At 72.8% G+C, this 18,133-nt stretch carries 15 protein-coding genes; 6 read left to right on the top strand and 9 right to left on the bottom strand.

Annotated features, from left to right (window positions below; translation table 11 throughout):
- Positions 1 to 262: 262 nt before the first annotated feature.
- The 3 genes from NQZ70_RS08395 to NQZ70_RS08385 form a co-directional block, all read right to left on the bottom strand.
- Positions 263 to 1,408, bottom strand: coding sequence for a hypothetical protein (locus NQZ70_RS08395; RefSeq protein ID WP_129573749.1), 1,146 nt, complete (start codon positions 1,406 to 1,408; stop codon positions 263 to 265).
- A 364-nt stretch (positions 1,409 to 1,772) separates the two neighbouring features.
- Entirely contained in the window at positions 1,773 to 2,024 is a 252-nt protein-coding gene (locus NQZ70_RS08390; protein WP_165373846.1) for an NrsF family protein, read from the bottom strand.
- Positions 2,025 to 2,232: 208 nt separating this feature from the next.
- Positions 2,233 to 3,066, bottom strand: a complete 834-nt coding sequence (locus NQZ70_RS08385; protein WP_165373845.1) for a toll/interleukin-1 receptor domain-containing protein — start codon at positions 3,064 to 3,066, stop codon at positions 2,233 to 2,235.
- 732 nt (positions 3,067 to 3,798) lie between these two features.
- Here NQZ70_RS08385 and NQZ70_RS08380 point away from each other — a divergent pair.
- Positions 3,799 to 4,593 (top strand): phytanoyl-CoA dioxygenase, encoded by a 795-nt coding sequence (locus NQZ70_RS08380; protein ID WP_129581224.1) that lies wholly within the window; start codon positions 3,799 to 3,801, stop codon positions 4,591 to 4,593.
- Positions 4,594 to 4,927: 334 nt separating this feature from the next.
- On the top strand, positions 4,928 to 6,199 hold the full coding sequence (locus tag NQZ70_RS08375; RefSeq protein ID WP_165373844.1) for a serine hydrolase domain-containing protein: 1,272 nt from the start codon (positions 4,928 to 4,930) through the stop codon (positions 6,197 to 6,199).
- A gap of 305 nt (positions 6,200 to 6,504) precedes the next feature.
- On the opposite strand, the gene NQZ70_RS08370 is transcribed toward NQZ70_RS08375, so the two are convergent.
- From NQZ70_RS08370 to NQZ70_RS08360, 4 genes are all read right to left on the bottom strand, one after another.
- Positions 6,505 to 6,762, bottom strand: a complete 258-nt coding sequence (locus tag NQZ70_RS08370; RefSeq protein ID WP_129573745.1) for a hypothetical protein — start codon at positions 6,760 to 6,762, stop codon at positions 6,505 to 6,507.
- 154 nt (positions 6,763 to 6,916) lie between these two features.
- Positions 6,917 to 7,519, bottom strand: coding sequence for a transposase zinc-binding domain-containing protein (locus NQZ70_RS53290; RefSeq protein ID WP_408022426.1), 603 nt, complete (start codon positions 7,517 to 7,519; stop codon positions 6,917 to 6,919).
- Positions 7,520 to 8,423: 904 nt separating this feature from the next.
- A complete protein-coding gene (locus NQZ70_RS08365; protein ID WP_129572584.1) occupies positions 8,424 to 9,620 on the bottom strand; it encodes an IS110 family transposase in 1,197 nt (398 codons plus the stop codon).
- A gap of 521 nt (positions 9,621 to 10,141) precedes the next feature.
- Positions 10,142 to 10,651: a DUF3943 domain-containing protein gene (locus NQZ70_RS08360; protein WP_237245148.1), complete on the bottom strand. Its 510-nt coding sequence runs from the start codon at positions 10,649 to 10,651 to the stop codon at positions 10,142 to 10,144.
- 392 nt (positions 10,652 to 11,043) lie between these two features.
- Here NQZ70_RS08360 and NQZ70_RS08355 point away from each other — a divergent pair, with 392 nt between their 5' ends.
- Positions 11,044 to 11,790 carry an SDR family oxidoreductase gene (locus NQZ70_RS08355; protein WP_129573741.1) on the top strand — a complete coding sequence of 249 codons (747 nt, stop codon included), beginning with the start codon at positions 11,044 to 11,046 and terminating at the stop codon, positions 11,788 to 11,790.
- An 80-nt stretch (positions 11,791 to 11,870) separates the two neighbouring features.
- Here the strand turns inward: NQZ70_RS08355 and NQZ70_RS08350 are convergent, their stop codons facing one another.
- Positions 11,871 to 13,409: a PLP-dependent aminotransferase family protein gene (locus tag NQZ70_RS08350; RefSeq protein ID WP_129573740.1), complete on the bottom strand. Its 1,539-nt coding sequence runs from the start codon at positions 13,407 to 13,409 to the stop codon at positions 11,871 to 11,873.
- Between the two features lie 68 nt (positions 13,410 to 13,477).
- Between NQZ70_RS08350 and NQZ70_RS08345 the strand changes: the two genes are divergently transcribed.
- Both NQZ70_RS08345 and NQZ70_RS08340 read left to right on the top strand, forming a co-directional pair.
- A complete protein-coding gene (locus NQZ70_RS08345; RefSeq protein WP_129573739.1) occupies positions 13,478 to 14,773 on the top strand; it encodes an ATP phosphoribosyltransferase regulatory subunit in 1,296 nt (431 codons plus the stop codon).
- Positions 14,770 to 15,312, top strand: coding sequence for a GNAT family N-acetyltransferase (locus tag NQZ70_RS08340; RefSeq protein WP_129573738.1), 543 nt, complete (start codon positions 14,770 to 14,772; stop codon positions 15,310 to 15,312). Before NQZ70_RS08345 ends, NQZ70_RS08340 begins: the two co-directional genes overlap by 4 nt.
- 43 nt (positions 15,313 to 15,355) lie before the next feature.
- Here the strand turns inward: NQZ70_RS08340 and NQZ70_RS08335 are convergent, their stop codons facing one another.
- Positions 15,356 to 16,783, bottom strand: a complete 1,428-nt coding sequence (locus NQZ70_RS08335; RefSeq protein WP_129573737.1) for an ATP-binding protein — start codon at positions 16,781 to 16,783, stop codon at positions 15,356 to 15,358.
- A gap of 241 nt (positions 16,784 to 17,024) precedes the next feature.
- On the opposite strand from NQZ70_RS08335, the gene NQZ70_RS08330 reads away from it, so the two are divergent.
- Positions 17,025 to 18,131, top strand: coding sequence for a substrate-binding domain-containing protein (locus NQZ70_RS08330; RefSeq protein WP_129573736.1), 1,107 nt, complete (start codon positions 17,025 to 17,027; stop codon positions 18,129 to 18,131).
- Positions 18,132 to 18,133 lie beyond the last annotated feature (2 nt).

The raw sequence follows: 18,133 nt of genomic DNA, 5'->3' as shown, positions 1-18,133 counted from the left end.
TCCAGGGGCAGGATGAGGAGGGACCCGCTGGGGACGCCATCGGTAGTGCACCTGGCACTACCCTCGACGGCGAGCATCGCCTCGATGCCCGACCTCCCCCTCGATCCGGTAGCGTTTGCCCTCGGGCGCCTCGATCGGGGTAAAGCGCAGGGGGGCCCGTCGAGGAGCGGCCCGAGCGCCCTGCGCGCCTCGTCGGGATTGCTCCCCATCAGGCTGCGGAAGTCCTATTGTCGCATCCGTAGAACGAGGCGCGCGCTGCCCTTCAGAGCTGCTGCACCGAGGTGTTGCACGAGGAGAAGCCGACCTCGATCGGGAGCACGCCCGCGCTCAGCGAGATGTTGTTCGCGGTGCCCACGAACTGCCCGCTGGTGGTGAGGATTTCCGAGGTCTGAAAGCCCACGATCTCCCCGGCCGCCGCGCTGACGACGAGCGACGGCCCCTGGACACCGCTGAACGGCACGTCCAAGAGGGAGAAGCCGCCCCACGCGCCGATGCTGACGTTGGTCGCCACGCCGGCGCAGGTCGTGAGATAGCAGCCGAACTCTCCGTCACGACCATAGACGACGCCGGTCTCGGCTCCCAGCGTCGCGCCGGCCTCGATCCCCACGCCGAAGCCGTAGGTCATCGTCGTCCCGCTCGACAAGGCGGCGCCTGCCAGCGTGGCGTCATAGAGCGCCTGGCAGCTGTTGACGTCGAGGTTCTGCAGCCAGCACACCGGCCCCACTCCCTTGTAGCCCGTCTCGCACTTCGGATAGCAGAGAGCGCCGTTCTGGTCTTGGTCAGCGCGGCAATGGGGCGTGACGCCCACGCCCCGCCCATAGGAGCTCTTCCCGAAGATGTGCGCGTCGATCCGGCAGGTGCAACCGTCGTTGGTGTAGCCGGGCGGGCACACGGAGCACCCCTTCGCGAGGGTGACACCACACCTATCGTACCAGGGGCACGACGAATTGTTGGCGCTGGTGAACCGCGCGTCGCGACGGCAGGTCGCGCCGTCGTCGGAATAACCGGCAGGGCAGACCTGCCAGCAGACGGGGCCGACGCCCACATAGCCGCTGTTGCACTTGGGGTAGCACAACGAGCCCTGCAGCTCGAAGCCTGGATCGCACGTATTCAGCGGCACCCCAGCGCCGCGCCCGTACGACGTCGCCGGAATGGCGACGCCGCTGGCAGTGACGCCGCCGGCGACTTGACTCTCGGAGCGGAAGAACTCCGCGATCCGGCCCTGCGGGGCGGTGAGGGCTTCGCGCGACTCGCCGATCTCCCCGGCCTCGCCGGCCTCGCCGGCCTCGCCGTCAGTGGCCGTGTCTTCGTCCGTCACGTCTGCGCCGGCGACGCAGCCGGCGAGCACAGAAGCGCTGAGGGAGATCGAAGCAACGTGCGAGAGATTCATAAACGTACGCTTGGTCATGTGGCCTCCTCGTGGTTGACGTGACCTGCGGGGCCATGGCGCGCTGCGAGGCGTCGCCGGCCTTCATCGAAGCGTGGAGCTATCGCCGCGCCGCCTCTCGGCGAGGCACGGCCCCCCGGTTCACATCCCTGCTTACGGATCGCCGACGGCGTGCGTTTCAAGAAAAGCGACGAGCTGGCCGAGGAGGCGCCGATCCTGCGAGTCGCCCTGGACGTGCCTCGCGACGCGCCGCCACGACGGAGTCACCCGACCTGGCGGCGCGATGATGGTGGCCCGCCGCCCGTGGTGCCCGAGCCGAAAGGTGAGCGTCCCGGGAGGAAGCGGCGGGCGCGAGGGCGGCTACGCTGCGCCTCCGGGCTCGCGATCATGCCCGTGGCGGGCGGCTCGGCGGCGGCATCAGCCACCATCCCACGACGGCGCCCACCGCAGTGACCACGAGCACCGGCAGGAGGTGGCCGAGCAGGAGGTGACGAGGCCCCGTGACCGGGCACCACAGATCGGTGAGCCCCCAGGCGAGAGCCCCCACCGCCGCGCCGAGCGCGGCGCCCGTGACCGCGGGGTGTCGTGGATCAGTGCCGCGGCGCGCGAGCAGGAGCAAGGCGAGGGGGAGGACCACCCGTGGTGCGAGCCGCGCTGGCCACACGGCGCCGACACCGCACGCCGCACGCCACGCGGTGAGGGCGCGTTTTCGCCGCGGCGCCTTCCGCGCCCCCGCCCCCTGCCCAGTTCGCCGGCGCCCGCTGGCGCTGCGGAGTGAGCGTGACATCTCGCAGGTCACGCCTGCGGCGCGCGCGCTCGCGCTGGGAAGGGTCGTCACACCGTTGTTAGGGTCCGCGCGGCGGCCTCGGCTCCGGCTCGCCGACGGTCACGGTCCTCGGCGGCGGGGTCCGCGGCCGCGCCGTCGGTCCCGCGTCAGCCGGCCCCGCGTCCGCCGCCGCGCCTGCCGTCTGACCTGTCGTGGTGAATCGATCGATGAAGAGCGCGACCGCCGCGAACGGCGCCAGCACGAGGATGGCCATCAACGCGCGAGCTGCCGTCGAGGCCCTGGCTCTGCCTCGGTGTCGTGGGGGCGGGGCCCTGCCGGCCCCGGCCGTGGGCAAGGTGGTAGCGGCGGGGGACGTGTCGAGTGTCCTCTCCGTGCGTGCCGTGTGCGCCGGCCGCGTCGGCGTGGTCGTGTCCATCAGCGTGGGCGCAGTGGTCCTGTGCGTGAAGTCTGCGACGGCGGCCCGGATGGCGAGCGTCACGGCGGTCCACGCCTCGCTCTCGCGCTTCCACGACATCACGGGGACGCGGTTCGCGGGCAGCGGCGCCAGAGCGGAGAACGGCGTGCCCTCCCAGTCGCACGCGTCGAGGAGGATGGGGATGAGCCGCGCCCGCCCGGCGTTGTGGCGCCCGAGCGCCCGTTCCATCTCTCGCCACTGCGCGTCGCCGGCGAGGTAATCGACGCTGATGAGAAGGACGATGAGGTGAGCGGCGTCGAGGCGGACCGCGAGCTCGGCGTCCCGATCGCTGCCGACCCCGATGCGCCCGGTATGCCAGGTGCGGATTTTCCCTTCGCGCTTCAGGGCCGACAGATGTTTTCTGAGCACGTCCTTCTGCCTCTCGTTCGCCGCCGCGTACGAGCTGAAGACGTCAATCGGGACAGGCGCGGGAAACACGAGGAGAGCGTACCAGGAAGAAGCCAGGCGAACGAGCCGAGCGGCATTTGTTTAGAGCCTTTCCTTGTTGCCAGATCCTGGCGAGTCTGTACATCGAGGAACGCTGCCCTCGGGGCGCAGGGGTTACCCTCCGGGATCCGTCCTGCGCGCGAGCACCGACCGTTCCGCCCGCCGTGACATCTCACGCTGGATCCGTGACATGTCACGGCGCGAGCGCGCCCACTCGCCCTCTCGCCGATGGATCGCGAGGTCGTGGTGATGTTGGTCGCGAGTGAGAACGGCTGCGATCTCTGCCGCAAGAGCTCGAGGTGATCGTTGGCATCGGCACGTTCACCCTGTCGACGTTCGCGAACCGGATGACCCGCAGCCACGCGATGCGCTGACGCGCCCGGGCTCGCGGGGCCCCCTCGCGAGCGCAAACGCGCGGCGCAGAAGCTCGGCCCACGGCCGACGATCGCCGAGAACGCGGGCATCCTCTACATCATCCCGCAGTCGTCGACGCCCGGCGCGATGCCCGTGCTGCCGAACCGCCGGGAGCTGGGCCTCGGCGACCTCGGCGAGACGACGGACCTTCATTGACGGACTGCGAGCCGTCCGCTACTACTCCGTCGATGATGAAGTTCTCCGTGTTCCTGCTCGGCTGAGCGCCGCATCCCGGCGCTCATGGGTCGTCCGCGACGCGCGCGTCGTGCGCAGTCGTGTGCCTTGAGCTGGAACAACAGGAGATTTCAGATGCCTCATCATGATTTCGCGCTGTCCGCAGCGCAGCTCGAACAGTTCGTCCGCGATGGCTTCGTTCGGATCGACGAAGCTTTCCCCCGTGATCTCGCCGACGCATGTCGTCGAGTCTTGTGGCTCGCCACCGGGTGTGCGGAGGACGCGCCCTCCACCTGGACGCGCCCCGTCGTGCGTGTCGGCGAGATCCCGAACCCGCTCTTCCGTGAGGCGGCCAACACACCGAAGCTGCACGCGGCCTACGACGCGCTCGTGGGGCCTGGACGCTGGATGCCTCGCGGCAGCCTCGGCACATTCCCGATCCGCTTCCCCTCGCCAGACGATCCGGGCGACTGCGGCTGGCACATCGATGTGAGCTTCGGAACGGAGGGCGAGCCGGACTTCCTCAAGTGGCGGGCCAACGTGGCGTCGAAGGGGCGTGCGCTCCTCATGCTCTTCCTCTTCTCCGACGTCGGTGACCAAGATGCACCGACGCGTCTTCGCGTTGGTTCGCACTTCGACATCGTCCGAAGGCTCGAACCTCACGGAGCGGAGGGGCTGACCCTCGGCGAGCTCGCCAGCACCGACTTCGCCGAGTCGTCGCACCGCCCCGAGGCCGTCGCGACTGGACCGGCTGGCACGGTGTACCTGTGTCACCCGTTCCTCGTTCACGCGGCACAGCCCCTCCTGCGTGGCGACCGGCCTAGATTCCTCGCGCAACCTCCCTTGCTGCCGAGGGAAGCGCTCGACCCGTGGCGCGACGACGCCTCTCCGGTTGAGCGTGCGATTCGGATGGCGCTCGTTCGCCCCTGAGAGCCTGTCCCTGACCCACGGCGCGGTCGGCATTGCCTTCCCCAGAGGCTCGGTGCACTCCGGGGCAGGCGCCCAAAGCTGGACGCGGATCGTCGGCCTGGGCAGCGGAGAGCTTGACACTCCGTACACGCGGCATAGCGGCCATCTCACGCTGGCACACGGCGTGCATTGCGCTCAGCCCAAGGCGCGCGTCGAGCACCTGTCCGTGACCGCGACGCGCTTTGCGACCGCATGACCTCTCGGCGCTCCGCTCCGCGCCTCGCGACGATGTCTCATTCGACCTCCCGGGCCAGGCTCGGCGGGTCCAACCCCCATGTCACGCAAGGAGAAGCCCATGTTCGCATCGTTACACCGCTCGAAGCCCCGCGCTTTCTTCCAGGTGCTCGGAGCCGTGTCGCTCGTCGCCGCGACGGCGGGGCTCAGCGCGCCGGCTCGAGGCGCACAGCTGAACGTCGATGAATACGAGGATCAGATCCGGAGCCGCTTCGGAAGCACGAAGGGATATTCCACGACGCTCGTCCGCACGACCGGGTTCCGCTACGGCGTATCCGGAGGAGCGGCGACCCACTCCGATGCGATGACCTGGAATGTCCTCGCGAACGTGGGCAGCGCGACCAAGATGGTCGGCGGGCTCTTGCTCGTGAAGGTGCTGGAGGAGCAAGGGAAGAGCACCCCGCAGGTGCTCAGCTTCCTCGACAACGAGATCCGCCACTACCTGCCCGCCGTGGTGAAGAACGCGCTCCCGGTCGAGAACCGGAAGATCACGTTCCGCGATCTCCTCCAGCACAAATCCGGCATCCGAGGAGGGGATCCGGCGAACCCCTTCGTTCAGCTCCTGGTCCCCGTGGAGGACAGCGACTACGGCGTCCGGAGCTACCACAACATCAACAGCAAGCTGCTCACGTACCTGGTCCCGATCGTCGGGAACCCGGCCAACCTGCCGGCGATCAACGACGCCGTCGCGAACAACGGGTGGAGCGCGACGGGAAACGACATCATCCAGGCCATGGGTTGGTGGTACGAGACGTTCGTCCGCTACTACATCTTCGACCCTGTCGACCCCGACCTCGCGGCCACCTGCGACCCGGATCCGGACGCCCTCGGCACCCTACTCAACGGGTGGACGATCGCGGGGGCGTACACCACGAAGACCGATCCGTACGGCGGCGTCATCTACAACTCGAAGGTCCTCGCCGGGCACTGCAAGGCGCAGGGCGGCTGGTACTACTCGTCGAAGGCGTTCGCCTCGATCTTCCAGTACCTCGGGCACAGCAGCGGATTCATCAGCCCCTCGACCTACGACGCGCTCTATTCGCCCACGGGCTCCTCGGCCGCGCGGAACAATCGGCTCGTCTGGTCCAGCGAGATCGCGAGCGCGAAGCTCGAGGACCTCTACGGCTGGAAGGCGAGCCCCTACCATGGCGGCTCGCACCCGGTGAACCGCAGCGGGAGCGTCCCGAGCGGCTTCAGGACGACCCACGCCCGCGCCGCGGTCATCCGCCTGCCGTCGGGCTACCACGCCGTGGGCATCGTCAACTCCGGCGAGATGTCGTCGGGGGACATCGCTTCCGAGCTGAAGAACGCGTTCGCCAACGCCCTGGAGTAGACCTCGGACGAGGAAGGCGGGCACGAGGACGGCGAGGCCGCCTCGTGCCCGGCCACCTGGGCGAACCGCTCGAGCTTGCCTGGCAGAATGCCGCCCCGTCCCGCTGCGAGCGGGTAGTGCTCACATTGGCCCAGAGAGAATTCAGATGAATGCGAAATGTTCATTGATCTTCTCTTCCCGCCTTCCGACCTTCATGTTCAAATTTGAGCATTACCCGCGCGCGAGGGGGCGTGAACCCAGGGCGCGCGGGGCGGCATTCGATGGCATGCGCCGGTGCGGCGCGACGCCCTCGCGGGGGCTTCGATTCAGGGCACCGGGAAGTATTCGATGTAAGCGCCGGTGTAGCGGTACCAGGCGCCCCCCTCCGGCGAGGCGACCAGGAAGGTGTCGAGCGCACAGGCGGAGGGCGCCCCGACGGGGGCGACGCCACCCGGGGTGATCTGCAAGACCGACGTGCGGCCCGAGGCGTTCACGCAGAACGCCAGGTAGCGGCCCACCCCGTCGGCGATCGAGGCGACGTGCGCGTCGTCGCCGCAGGGCGTGGCGCCCGCCGAGAGGCCCACAGCCTCGAATCGACGCCGAGGGGGTCTCGCGCGCCGGCGTCGGCGAGGTCCGGGCCCTGCGCCCCTTCGGGCGACTCTTGCGGTTCGCCGGCCACGCAGGCCACCAGGGAGAGAGAGCTCATGCAGGCGAGGACGTGGGCGAGGTTCATGGTCGTCATGCTTCTCCTTGTCGTCTTTGGAGTGGGTGAGTCGGCTGGCGTGCCGCTCGGGGTCGACGAGCGCCCATCGCAAGCGCGGTGCCGGAGCTCCGGCGCGCGCGCATGCGGCGCTCGCCGGCTGACCCTGCGCCCCGCTCGGGCGGCGCAACGGGGCTTCCGGGCGAGGGCGCGGGCGGGCCGCGCGGGGCGGCACCTCGGCCGGGTGTCGCGCGCCCGCGACAGCGCGGGGTTACAGGGGTTACAGCTGTCACGAGCGCGTGACGCCACGGCGCGGCGGGGGCGCGCTCACCCGCCAGCCTGCGCCGCCACGGAAACGGAAACGTCAACACCCACGGACGGTGCGCCACCTCGGGCAGGACGTCCTCGATCAGGTTCGCCGCCGTGGCACACATGCGTCGGCCCAGACACGACGGGCAGAAACCGCGTCCTTTACAGCTGAAGACCACCAGCCGACTCTCTTCGCAGCGCTCGCACCGGAGCCGCGCGAACCCGCAGCAGAGCAGCCCGCAGTCGAGGTAGGCTTCGAGCTCCTTCTTCGCGTGCTTGGGTATCCGGACGGCGATGGCGCCGTCGTCGATGGCCCCGTACAGCGACTCCATGTTGGCGCGCACGATCTCGTAGAGCGTCGTCTCCTCGGGGCGACGGCGCTCGTAGACGGCGCCCGTGGTGCGAGCCGCGCTGGCCACACGGCGCCGACACCGCACGCCGCACGCCACGCGGTGAGGGCGCGTTTTCGCCGCGAATTTCGACAACACGCCGGGTCCGGGGCGCTTCGGCACGCAACCACCGCGTGCGGGCGATCCCGGTAGAGCCTGCGGGCACTGGCGAGCGGCAAGGCTCCGGCAGCGAGTCGACGCGAGCGGCGGGCTCGACGTTCGGCCCAAGCTTGCTCAGCCCTCCGGTGCCACCGGCAGCCCGAGCAGCCGACCGAGCGCCTCGTGAACGACCCGGGCTGCCTCCTCATCGCCGAGGGCGACGGCACGGCTCAGGGTGCCGGCGAGCGACGCAACCACGGCGGCTCGAGGCGATGGATCGACCGTCGCGAGTTCCCCGGGCCCAGGGCTCGGCGGTTGGGCCCGGGTTGGGTCCATGCCACCCGACGATGAGGCAGCCCTGAGGTCAAGGGCTTGAGCGCTCTCTTTGCGCGGCTGGCCGGCTTCGGCTCGGCAGCGGCGGCGCTCGGCGTCGTCAGTGCAGGTCGTTTCGGCATGGACATCTCCCTTCGCCCTGGTCGGGCGTCGTTCCGCTTGTGCTTGAGCGCCTCGTCGCGTCCGCAGGAGCGAGCTGTGGCTCGATCGACGATCCGCATTCACAGGCCGGCGGTCGCCCTGGTGGCCTGGATGCACACTGGGGTCCGAAACGGGACCGTGGAGGCGCATTCTAGGGGACGGCATGTTCGACCCACAGGCCGGTCACCCGGAAGGCTTCCGCGCTCATCCACGTGGCCCTCTTTCACGCTCCCAGCGTGACGCGCTCGTGGCGCACGTTCCCGTAGGGGGAAAGTCAGTGCATCGAGGCCCTCCTTGAGGTCGAGACCGGCCTCGACCGAGCCGTTGCCCGAGCGACGCCGAGTCCCTTGTCGATCGAGCGCTGCCGGCGGCGCGCCTTGGCCGCGGCCTCCTTCATGCTTTGCGCCTGCTGCTCGATCGACTGTGCTTGCAGCCGCAGGCCCTTGGCCGAAGCGACCGCTGCGCTCTGCGCATCGTAGACCATGCCGTCGCGCCACATGGCCCACAGCACCCCCGACAACCGCCGCGCCAGCGCCACGACCGCGACGTGGCGACCCCGGCGCTCATCGATGGCCTTTGCCCATCGGCGCAGCGGGTCGTCGCCGCTCTTGTGCCGCAGGATCGTGTGCGCGGCCTGCGTCAGCAGCGCGCGCAGATAGCCGTTGCCTTGCTTGGTGATCGAGCCCAGCCGCTGCTTGCCGCGCCCCCCGGAGGTGTCCTCCAGGGGGACCAGGCCGAGATAGGAGGCGAGCTGGTGGGCGTGGTGAAAGCGCTTGGCTTCGTCCACCACCGAGACGAACGCGGCAGCGACGACCAGCCCCACGCCGGGAGCCGTGGTCAGCCGCACGATCACCGGCTCGTGGGTGCACAGCTGCTCGAGCGCGGCATCGGCCAGCGCGATCTGAGGGGTGAGCATCTCCAGCGCTGTCACCAGAGGTCCAACGAGCTGGCGAGTCTCGGCCGGCAAGGCTGCCGCGCTCAGCACCGTGAGGAATCCCTCGGTGGTGCACCTCGCGAGCTTGTGTCCGCAAGCGCGCAGGATGCCGCGCACGGTAGTGACGTACTGGGCCCGCGTCTCAACCAACGCGCGCCGGACGGCCAGCTGGTGGCGAATGGCCCGCCGGTGAGGCGACAGCACGTGTGCGAGTGGAATGCCCCCGCGCTCGACGGCGCGCGCTAACGCCTCGGCATCAAGGCGGTCATTCTTGCGGCCGTGCTGGCCGATGCCGAGCTGACGAGCTCGCGTGGTGTCGACGACCAGCACGTCGTGACCCCAGTCGCGCAGCTTGTCGTGCACCGCCCAGGCCTCGCGGCAGGCCTCGATCGCCACCCGGGCCGGCGAGGACGACGGGCCGAGGAGATCCTGCAGCGAATCCAGCGAGCGAACCGTGCGCCGTAGCACCACGGCCCCGCCCGCCACCTCGCAGAATGAGATCTCATGGACCCCCAGATCCAGCGCTACACTTCGCATGGCTGACCTCTCCTGGGCCCCCGTCTTCTGCGTCCTCGAACGCGTGGGGGTGCCCGCAGGCAACCCTGCAGGCGAGAGGTCAGCCACATTGCTCGCTGCTCCGAGCGGCTCTTTCTTGCTCGCTCCTCTCCGGAGCCTGGAGCCCCCGCCGGAGGCCTCCGTCCGCCCATCGCCCGCAGCTTTGTCCGGCTGGAGCGCGCAGGGGGAGTCAAGGGCGGCGGAGCCGGCGAGCTCCGCTCGCGAACCCTTGACGCCTCCGAGCACTCCAGCACCCTCGGCTGCCGATGGGCCGACCTCCACGGTGCGGCGGGCTGTCTTCGCAGGCCCCGCCGCGCGAACGCGTCGAGCAGAGGCTTGGGTCGGTACGGTCGGCATCATGGGTCCAGGCGCGCCGTGGGCTGCCTCATTCCATCTAGGGGGTGCGATCCGTCGTCACGCCCCCCCGAAATCCCGCCGAAAGTAACGGATCGCGACCGCTCGTCATCGACCGGCGTTCCTGGCGAGATTCCTGGCGCACGGATCTAGCAGTCGAACACCCCGACCCCCCGCTCGATCTCGCCGAACGGATCCACGAGCGCGCGCACGAGCACGCGCGCCGGCGCGCTCTCGATCCCCGCCGCCGCGCGCCAGGTCGCATGGCGGAGCTCCCCGAGGAGCGCCCCGGCGAGCGGCGTGTAGACGAGATCGAGCGCCGAGGGGCGGACGCCGTTGGCCTCGTAGCCGTACTCCCAGAGGTGGGTGCCGGCGATGGCGAACGCGACCGCGGCCGGCACGCCGAACCGGCAGCTCCGCGCCCTGAAGTAGATCTCGCTCCCGAGCAGGGCGTGGCCGATCACGTTGATCGGCCACGGGTCGTGATCCCACCGAAACGCGGGCTGATCGGCGTCGAAGAGCGGCGGCTTCGTGAACGCCTCGCCGTAGTGGTACCCCCAGCGCTCCAGGCGGAAGTCGGCGAACGGATCGGGCCACACCACCGCCTCCACGCTGCGGGTCACCGTGAACACGGCCAGCGTGTGCACGATCGGCGGCACCCAGGCGGGCTCCGCGCTCGGAGCCGCGACCGCGCGAGGCCGCGCCCCGGACGCGCCAGCCCGAGGCGCGGGCCGCGAAGGGGCGGCCGCTCCCGCCGGCGGAGCGACCGAGGGCGCCTGCGGAGCGGCCGAGCCGACCGGCGGCGCCGTCGCCGGCGGAGCCGCCGGCCGCGCCGTCGCGCCCGGGCCGGCGCACGCGGACGAGAGGACGGCGAGGACAGCGGCGGCGTAAAGGCGGGTCGAGGCCATCAAGACAGCGGGCGCGGCGCGCGCGAGGAGCACGGCGGCCCGGCGCGAGTCTAGCGCGCCGGCGACCCCGGCGGCGCGCCGCTCTCGCCGGCGACCCCCGGCGACGCGCCGTCCTCGCCGCCGACCCGCGCTAACCTCCCGCCATGGCCGGGATCATGATCGTCACGGGCGGCAGCCGCGGGATCGGCGCCGCCACCGCGCTGCTCGCCGCGCGGCGCGGCTACGCGGTCGCCGTGAGCTACCTGCGCGACGTGGGCGCCGCCGCCAGGGTCGTCGACGAGATCCGCGCCCGCGGCGGCGCCGCCCTCGCGATCGCCGCCGACGTGAGCGCCGAGGACGACGTCGTGCGCCTGTTCCAGACGGTCGACGGCGCCCTCGGCCCGGTCACGGCGCTCGTGAACAATGCCGGCGTGCTCGACCGGCAGGCGCGCCTCGAGGACATGACCGCGGCGCGCGTGCAGCGCATCCTCGCCACCAACGTCGTCGGCAGCTTCCTGTGCGCGCGCGAGGCGGTCCGGCGCATGTCCACGCGCCGCGGCGGCGCGGGCGGCGCCATCGTGAACGTCTCGTCGCGGGCGTCGCAGCTCGGCTCCCCGGGCGAGTACATCGATTACGCAGCCTCGAAGGCCGCCGTCGACACGCTCACGATCGGCCTCGCCAGGGAGGTCGCCGCGGAGGGCATCCGGGTCAACGCCGTGCGGCCCGGGATCATCGCCACCGACATCCACGCGAGCGGCGGCGATCCAGGGCGCGTCGAGCGGCTCCAGGCGAGCCTGCCGCTCGGCCGCGCCGGCACCCCCGAGGAGGTCGCGCACGCGATCCTGTGGCTCGCCTCCAGCGAGTCCTCCTACTGCACCGGCACCCTCCTCGACGTCGCCGGCGGCCGCTGAGCCGCTCCGATCCGCCGCTCAGCCGCTCCCGTCCGCCGCCCTCCCCCCAGCGCCGCCCTCCCCTCACCGCCGCCCTCCCCTCACCGCCGCCCGTCCGCCCCGATCGCCTCGCCCACCACGGCCGCGAGCGTCCGCGCCGCCTCCCCCAGCGCGGGCTCCGCGTGCGCGCCGAACCCCAGGATCAGCCCCGGCGCGCGCGACGCCCTGGCGCGCCCCGCCGCGCCGCGCGAGAGCGGCATCGCGTCCACGCCCCGCGCCGCGAGCGCCCTCACGACGGCCACGTCGTCCGAGCCCTCGGGCAGATCCAGCGTCAGCACCGAGCCGCCCGCGGGCGCGCGCACCCGCACCGCGCCCGGCAGCACGCGCCCGAGCTCCGCGAGCAAGAAGTCGCGGCGGCGCCGCGTCGCCTGCTTCAGCTTCCGCAGGTGGCGCGCGAAATGCCCCTCGTCGATGAAGTCGGCGAGCGCGGCCTGCAGCAGGTACGGCGGCGACCGCGTCGACGCCGCGCGCACCTGGGCCACCGCGCGCACCAGCGCCGGCGGCACGATCATGAAGCCGAGGCGCAGCCCCGGGAACAGCGAGCGGCTGAACGATCCCACGTGGATCACGCGGTCGTTCACGCCCTCGACGTCGAGGCCGAGCAGCGACGGCAGCGGGGAGCCGTCGAACCGCAGCTCGCCCTCGTAGTCGATCTCGACGACCACCGCCCCCGCCCCGCCGGCCCAGGACAGGAGCTCGATGCGCCGCGGCAGCGTGAGCCGCGCGCCGGAGGGGAACGCGGAGGCCGGCGACACGAACGCGACCCGCGCGCGCGGCGCCCGGCGCGCCCCGACGTGCACCCGCAGCCCCTCGTCGTCGACCGGGACCGCGATCGGGCGGGCGCCCGCCATGCGCACCGCCGCGCGCAGGGCGAGCGGCCCCGATGCCTCCACCCACGCGGCGTCGCCCGGGTCGAGCAGCGCGCGGCAGCAGAGGTCCAGCGCGCCCTGCGAGCCCTCCGTGATGAAGACCTGGTCGACCGTCGCGCGCACGCCGCGGGCCACCGCGGCGTGGTGGAGCACCGCGCGCCGGAGCAGCAGCGCGCCCCGCGGATCGTGGTGGAGCGCGCCCTCGGCCGACATCGAGCGGAAGCGGCGCGCGAGGCACCGCTCGAAGATGCGCCACGGGAGCAGCTCGAGATCCGGCAGGCCGACGCCGAACGGGCGCGAGCGCGGCCGGCCGCCGAGGAGCGCGTCGAGCCGATCGGGAGGCACCACCGCCGCGAGCCGCCGCGCGCTCCGGGACAGCCGCGGAGGGGCCGCCGCGGGCTGGGCGCGGGCGGCGCTCTGCCCCGCCGCGCGCACCGGCACGTGCGCCACGACCGGCGCCCGGCGCGCGCGGACCAGGACCGTGCCGTCCGCGGCCAGCGCCTCGTACGCCGCGACGACCGTGTTGCGCGACACGCCGAGCTCCCGCGCGAGCTCGCGCGACGACGGCAGCATGTGGTCGGGCTGGAGGACGCCCTCGAGCACGGCGCGGCGCAGCTGCTCGACCAGCTGGGCGGCCAGCGTCGCCGGCGCGCCGCGCTCCAGGCGGAGGAAGGCGTGGGGGGCGTGGGAGCTCTGGGGCGCTGGCACCATCGAAACCGACCGCCGTGGCACTTTCCAGGGTGCCAGGTCCGGGTCACGGTGTCCACGAGGAGCCCGCCATGCCGACGCCGACGCCGACGCCGACCGACGACGACGACGACGACCTCACGACACCAGCCGCCGCGCGAACGGAGCAGGCCACCGCGCGTCGGCCACGGGCGCCGGAAGGCGGCAAGACGGGCGAGCTGTCGTCGCGCATCGCGCGCCGCGCGGCCGAGGCGCACGCCGGCCAGCCGCTCGATCGGCTGCTCGCGGAGGGCCTCCCGGGCAACGAGCTGACCACGCTGCTGCTCCATTGCCTGCGCCAGCGCGCGCTGCGGCGGAGCTTCGCCGAGGTCCTCGACCACGCGGAGCGGGCGCCCATGACCCACGCGTCGGCCGCGGACGCCCGGCGGATCCACGCCTTCGACGCGGCGGCGTACGCGGCGGCGGCGGGCTTCGAGGCGGTCGATCTCGCGCCGGTCGGCCCGCTCGGCGCCACGGCGTGCGCGGGCGTCGAGCCGAACAACGTGCTCGCGACGGTGCGCTTCGCCGAGGTCGCCGCCGACCCGACCACCGGGCTCGCGCTGCACGCGGCGCGGCGCCGGCGCGAGACCCGGGGCGGCGAGCCGCTGCGCCTCTGCGCCAGCCAGCGCGTGCTGCGCATGCAGCCCACGAAGCACCCCGGCTTCACGCCGCACTTCCGCCTGTTCGCCCTGGTGACCGCGGCCCGCTCGCCGGGCCGGAGCGAGGACGACGCGTGCGAGCGGCGCGCCCTGCTCGAGCACCTCGTCGTCTGGGCCGACCTCATCCGCGCCCTGCCCGCGGCCGGCTTCCGCGCGGCGGGCCTGCGCGTGGTCCTCTCCGACACGGCCGTGGTCCGGGCGTGCCTCGGCGCGCGCGGCCTCGACGCGGACGCGCTGGCGCAGCGGGCGAAGGCGCACGAGCCGGGCTCGTCGGAGGCGGCCCTGCGCGAGGCCTCCGTCGATCTGCCGCGCGCCGCGGCGGACTACGTGGGGGCGGCGCGGTCGCTCGGCCTCGGTCCGGAGCCCGTCGCGCGCGCCGAGCGCTGGGTCGCCGAGGTGGGCGAGCCGCTCGCGCGCGCGCGGCCGGAGATCGAGATCGTCTACGATCTCGCGCGCTTGCAGGGGCTCGGCTACTACGCCGGGCCGTTCGTCCAGCTCGTCGTCCGGCGGGACGACGGCCTCGAGCTCCCGCTCGGGGACGGGGGCGCGGTGCCGTGGCTCGGCGCGCTGCTCTCGAACCGCCGCGAGCGGATGGTCGCGACCGGCATCGGGACCGAGATGGTCGTGAAGCTGTTCGATCGCTCCGCCCCCCGAGCCGGCGAGGCTCGATCGGAGGAACCGACTCCATGATCATCGAGACCCCCTCCCTCACGCTCCGTCCCTGGACCGCGGCCGACGTGGACGCGCTCGTGAAGAACGCGAACGACCGCCGCATCTGGGCGAACGTCCGGGATCGCTTTCCGCACCCGTATACGCGCGCCGACGCCGAGGGCTGGGTGGCGCTGTGCGCCTCGCGCGCGCAGCCGGCCGAGGCGCTGGCGATCGTGGTGGGCGGGGAGGCGGCCGGCGCGATCGGGCTCGAGCGCCTCGACGACGTGCACCGCTGCACCGCCGAGATCGGCTACTGGCTCGGCGCGGCCTACTGGGGCCGCGGGCTGGCCACCGAGGCGGTGATCGCGCTGACGCGGGCCGGCCTCGAGCAGCTCGGCCTCGAGCGCATCCAGGCGGGGATCTTCGACTGGAACCGCGCGTCGGCCCGCGTGCTCGAGAAGGCGGGTTACGCGTTCGAGGCGCGGATGCGCCGGCACGTGGTGAAGGACGGGCGGGTGGGCGACGTCCTGCTCTACGCGCGGGTCCGGGAGGAGGCGCCGGCCGACGAGCGGCGATGACGCGCAGGGCGCCCCGAGCGGGGCTCGCGTCCCGACGGGCGCCTCACCCGCCCGCGCGAGGGTCGCTCTCCGCGGGCAGCGCGGGCGCCTCCTCCGCGGCGGGCGCCCGGTGCGCGGCGGGGTCGGCGAGCGGGAGCGCGACGTAGAACCGGGTGCCGCGCCCGACCTCGCTCTCCACCCAGATGCGGCCTCCGTGCGCGTCGACGATCCCCTTGGCGATGTAGAGCCCGAGCCCGGTGCCCCGCTCCTCGTACGCCTCCACCTTCCAGAACCGCTCGAAGATGCTCGTGAGGTCCTCGCGGGGGATCCCCTGCCCCATGTCGACGACGGCGAAGCGGGCCATCCTCCCCTCCCGGTCGATCGAGAGGGTCACGCGGCCGCCCTGAGGCGTGAACTTCAGCGCGTTGCCGACGAGGTTCGACAGCACCTGGAGCACGCGCCCGCGCTCCGCGAAGATCACGAGCCCGGGCGCGTTCACGCTCTGCTCGAACCGGACCTGCTTGGATTCGGCGAGCGGCCCGAACAGCTCCAGGGTCTCGCGCAGGAGATCGTCGGCGGCGCACGGCGCGGGCGTCACCGAGAACTTGCTGGCCTCCATCGTCGCCGCGTCGAGCATGGTCCGGATGAGCTGCTCCATCCGCTTGGCGACGTTCTCGATCGACTCCGCCTGCTGCCGTACCTGCTCGGGGTCGGCCGCCCGCCGCAGCCGCGCGGCCTTCAGCGTGATGGCGCTGAGCGGGTTGCGCAGGTCGTGGGCCACGATGCCCATGAGATCGTCGCGGGCCGCCACCGCCCGGCGCGCCGCCTCGCGCGCCTCCCGCACCTGGTGGTACAGGTTGCCGAGGCGCTTCGTGAAGTACCACGCGATCCCGAGGCCGGCCGACGCCAAGAGGACCAGCAGGCCGTACAGCCGCAGCACGAGCTGGGCTCGCTCCGCCCGCTCACCGGCATAGGCGGCCTCGATGGCAAACTCCTTGTGATCGACGAGGCTATCGAGGGAGCGATAGAGGGCTCGGCGAAGCGGCCGCAGCTCCTCGTCGAAGCGGCGCGCGATGAGGCCCGCGTCGTCGGTCCGCTCCCGGGCTGCGAACAGCTCTCTCTGAAACAGGAAGAAGCGCCCGGCCTCCGCCTCGACGTCCGCGACCAGCTGGAGAGCCGTCGGGCTGAGCGACTGGGCGCGGAGCGCGCGGATGTTCTCGCGAAAGCGCGCCTTGGCGTCCTCGGCCTCGTCGAGGAGCTCTCGATTTCCAGAGATGAGGTAGCCCCTGCCGTGAGACACGATGAGCTCGGTGGTCCACCGGAGCCGCTCCACGAGGGTGATGTTGCGCTCTTGCGCGCTCAGCCACTGGGTCTGAGCGTCCGCCACGGACGAGAACCGTCGAATGGAGAACGCCATCCCGATCGCCAGGAGCAGCGTCAGGATGGCGTAGCCCCTCCTCGCCGTGGCCTCGAAGCGCGTCCGCGTCGGCATGACCGAGGTTCCTCCCTGCTCTCGACGGGGCCAGCGGGCCAGCGGATCGAGAGGGCCCTCGCTCCTTCGTGGCTGGCCCCTCTCAAAAGCTAGGCCGGACGGCGCGGGGAGCAAGCTGCCCCCGGGAGCCGCGCGCCATGACGCTCCTGCGCGGGCGGCCGAGCAGGATGGCTCGGCCGCCGGGCGCTCGCGCGCGAGGGCGGTGACAAGGGTACGTTCCTCGGTGTAAAGATCACGCGCCATGGCCGACCGAGCCGCCAACCGGGTCCGCGAGCGGCGCGAGGCGCGCGGGCTGTCGCAGATCGCGCTCGCGGAGCGCGCCGGGCTGACGCGGCAGAGCGTGGGCGCCATCGAGGCGGGCCGCGCGACGCCGGCGGTCGACGTCGCGCTGCGCATCGCGCGCGCCCTCGATGGCCAGGTCGAGGACCTCTTCGGCGCGCCGGGCGCGGCGGCCGCCATCGCCGCCGAGCTCGACGCCCCGGCGGCGTCGGGCCGCGCCGCGGTGGCGCGCATCGCGGGCCGCTGGGTGGCCTACCCGCTCGACCACGACGCGGCGCGGACGGCGGCGGACGGCATCGTGACCGGCGAGCGGCGCGGGAAGGCGGACGTCGAGCCCCTCCGGGCGCTCGCGGAGGTCGAGGACAACGTCGTCGTGATGGGCTGCGCGGCGGGCCTCGGGCTGCTCGCCGACCGGCTCAACACGCGGCCGGGGCCGGGGCGGTTCCTCTGGTTCCCCCGGTCGAGCACCGCGGCCCTCCAGGCGCTCGGCCGGCAGCGCGCCCACGTCGCGGGCGTCCACCTCGTCGACGCGCGCACCGGCGAGGCGAACGTCGCCGACGTCCGGAACCTCGGGCACGCCGAGCCGATCGCCCTCATCACGCTCGCGCGCTGGGAGGCGGGCCTCGTGGTCCGCCGCGAGGACGCGGCCCGCATCCGCGGCGCGGTCGATCTCGGCCGCCCCGGCCTGCGCCTCGTCGGGCGCGAGGCGGGCGCGGGCGCCCAGCGGCTCCTCGAGCGCGAGGTGCGCGGCCACGGGCTGCCGCTCGACCTCGCGCGCAGGCCGCCGCTCCGGGCCGCCGGCCACCTCGACGTCGCGCGCGCCGTGGCCATGGGCGCGGCGGACACCGGCGTCGCCACGCGCGACGCGGCGATGGCGTTCGGGCTCGGCTTCGTCACCCTGGCCGAGGAGCGCTACGACCTCGCGATCCCGCGCGCGTCGCTCGCCGACGCGCGGGTCCAGCGCCTGCTCGACGTGCTCGTCTCGGGCGCGTTCCGCCGCGAGCTGTCGGTCCTCGGCTACGACGTCCGCCCGGCGGGCGAGCGGGTCGCGGAGGTGCGGGCGGCATGACG

This window comes from Sorangium sp. So ce836 (genome assembly GCF_028553905.1).
Lineage (GTDB): Bacteria > Myxococcota_A > Polyangia > Polyangiales > Polyangiaceae > Sorangium > Sorangium cellulosum_D.
Note: the sequence above shows the minus strand (reverse complement) of the source record. Positions and strands in the feature narration are given on the sequence as shown.

Bases quoted from the DNA above. Each gene is read 5' to 3' on its own strand.
- NQZ70_RS08395 (WP_129573749.1), bottom strand. From the start codon at position 1,408: ATGACCAAGCGTACGTTTATGAATCTCTCGCACGTTGCTTCGATCTCC.
- NQZ70_RS08380 (WP_129581224.1), top strand. From the start codon at position 3,799: ATGCCTCATCATGATTTCGCGCTGTCCGCAGCGCAGCTCGAACAGTTC.
- NQZ70_RS08375 (WP_165373844.1), top strand. From the start codon at position 4,928: ATGTTCGCATCGTTACACCGCTCGAAGCCCCGCGCTTTCTTCCAGGTG.
- NQZ70_RS53290 (WP_408022426.1), bottom strand. From the start codon at position 7,519: ATGGAGTCGCTGTACGGGGCCATCGACGACGGCGCCATCGCCGTCCGG.
- NQZ70_RS08365 (WP_129572584.1), bottom strand. From the start codon at position 9,620: ATGCGAAGTGTAGCGCTGGATCTGGGGGTCCATGAGATCTCATTCTGC.
- NQZ70_RS08355 (WP_129573741.1), top strand. From the start codon at position 11,044: ATGGCCGGGATCATGATCGTCACGGGCGGCAGCCGCGGGATCGGCGCC.
- NQZ70_RS08350 (WP_129573740.1), bottom strand. From the start codon at position 13,409: ATGGTGCCAGCGCCCCAGAGCTCCCACGCCCCCCACGCCTTCCTCCGC.
- NQZ70_RS08345 (WP_129573739.1), top strand. From the start codon at position 13,478: ATGCCGACGCCGACGCCGACGCCGACCGACGACGACGACGACGACCTC.
- NQZ70_RS08340 (WP_129573738.1), top strand. From the start codon at position 14,770: ATGATCATCGAGACCCCCTCCCTCACGCTCCGTCCCTGGACCGCGGCC.
- NQZ70_RS08335 (WP_129573737.1), bottom strand. From the start codon at position 16,783: ATGCCGACGCGGACGCGCTTCGAGGCCACGGCGAGGAGGGGCTACGCC.
- NQZ70_RS08330 (WP_129573736.1), top strand. From the start codon at position 17,025: ATGGCCGACCGAGCCGCCAACCGGGTCCGCGAGCGGCGCGAGGCGCGC.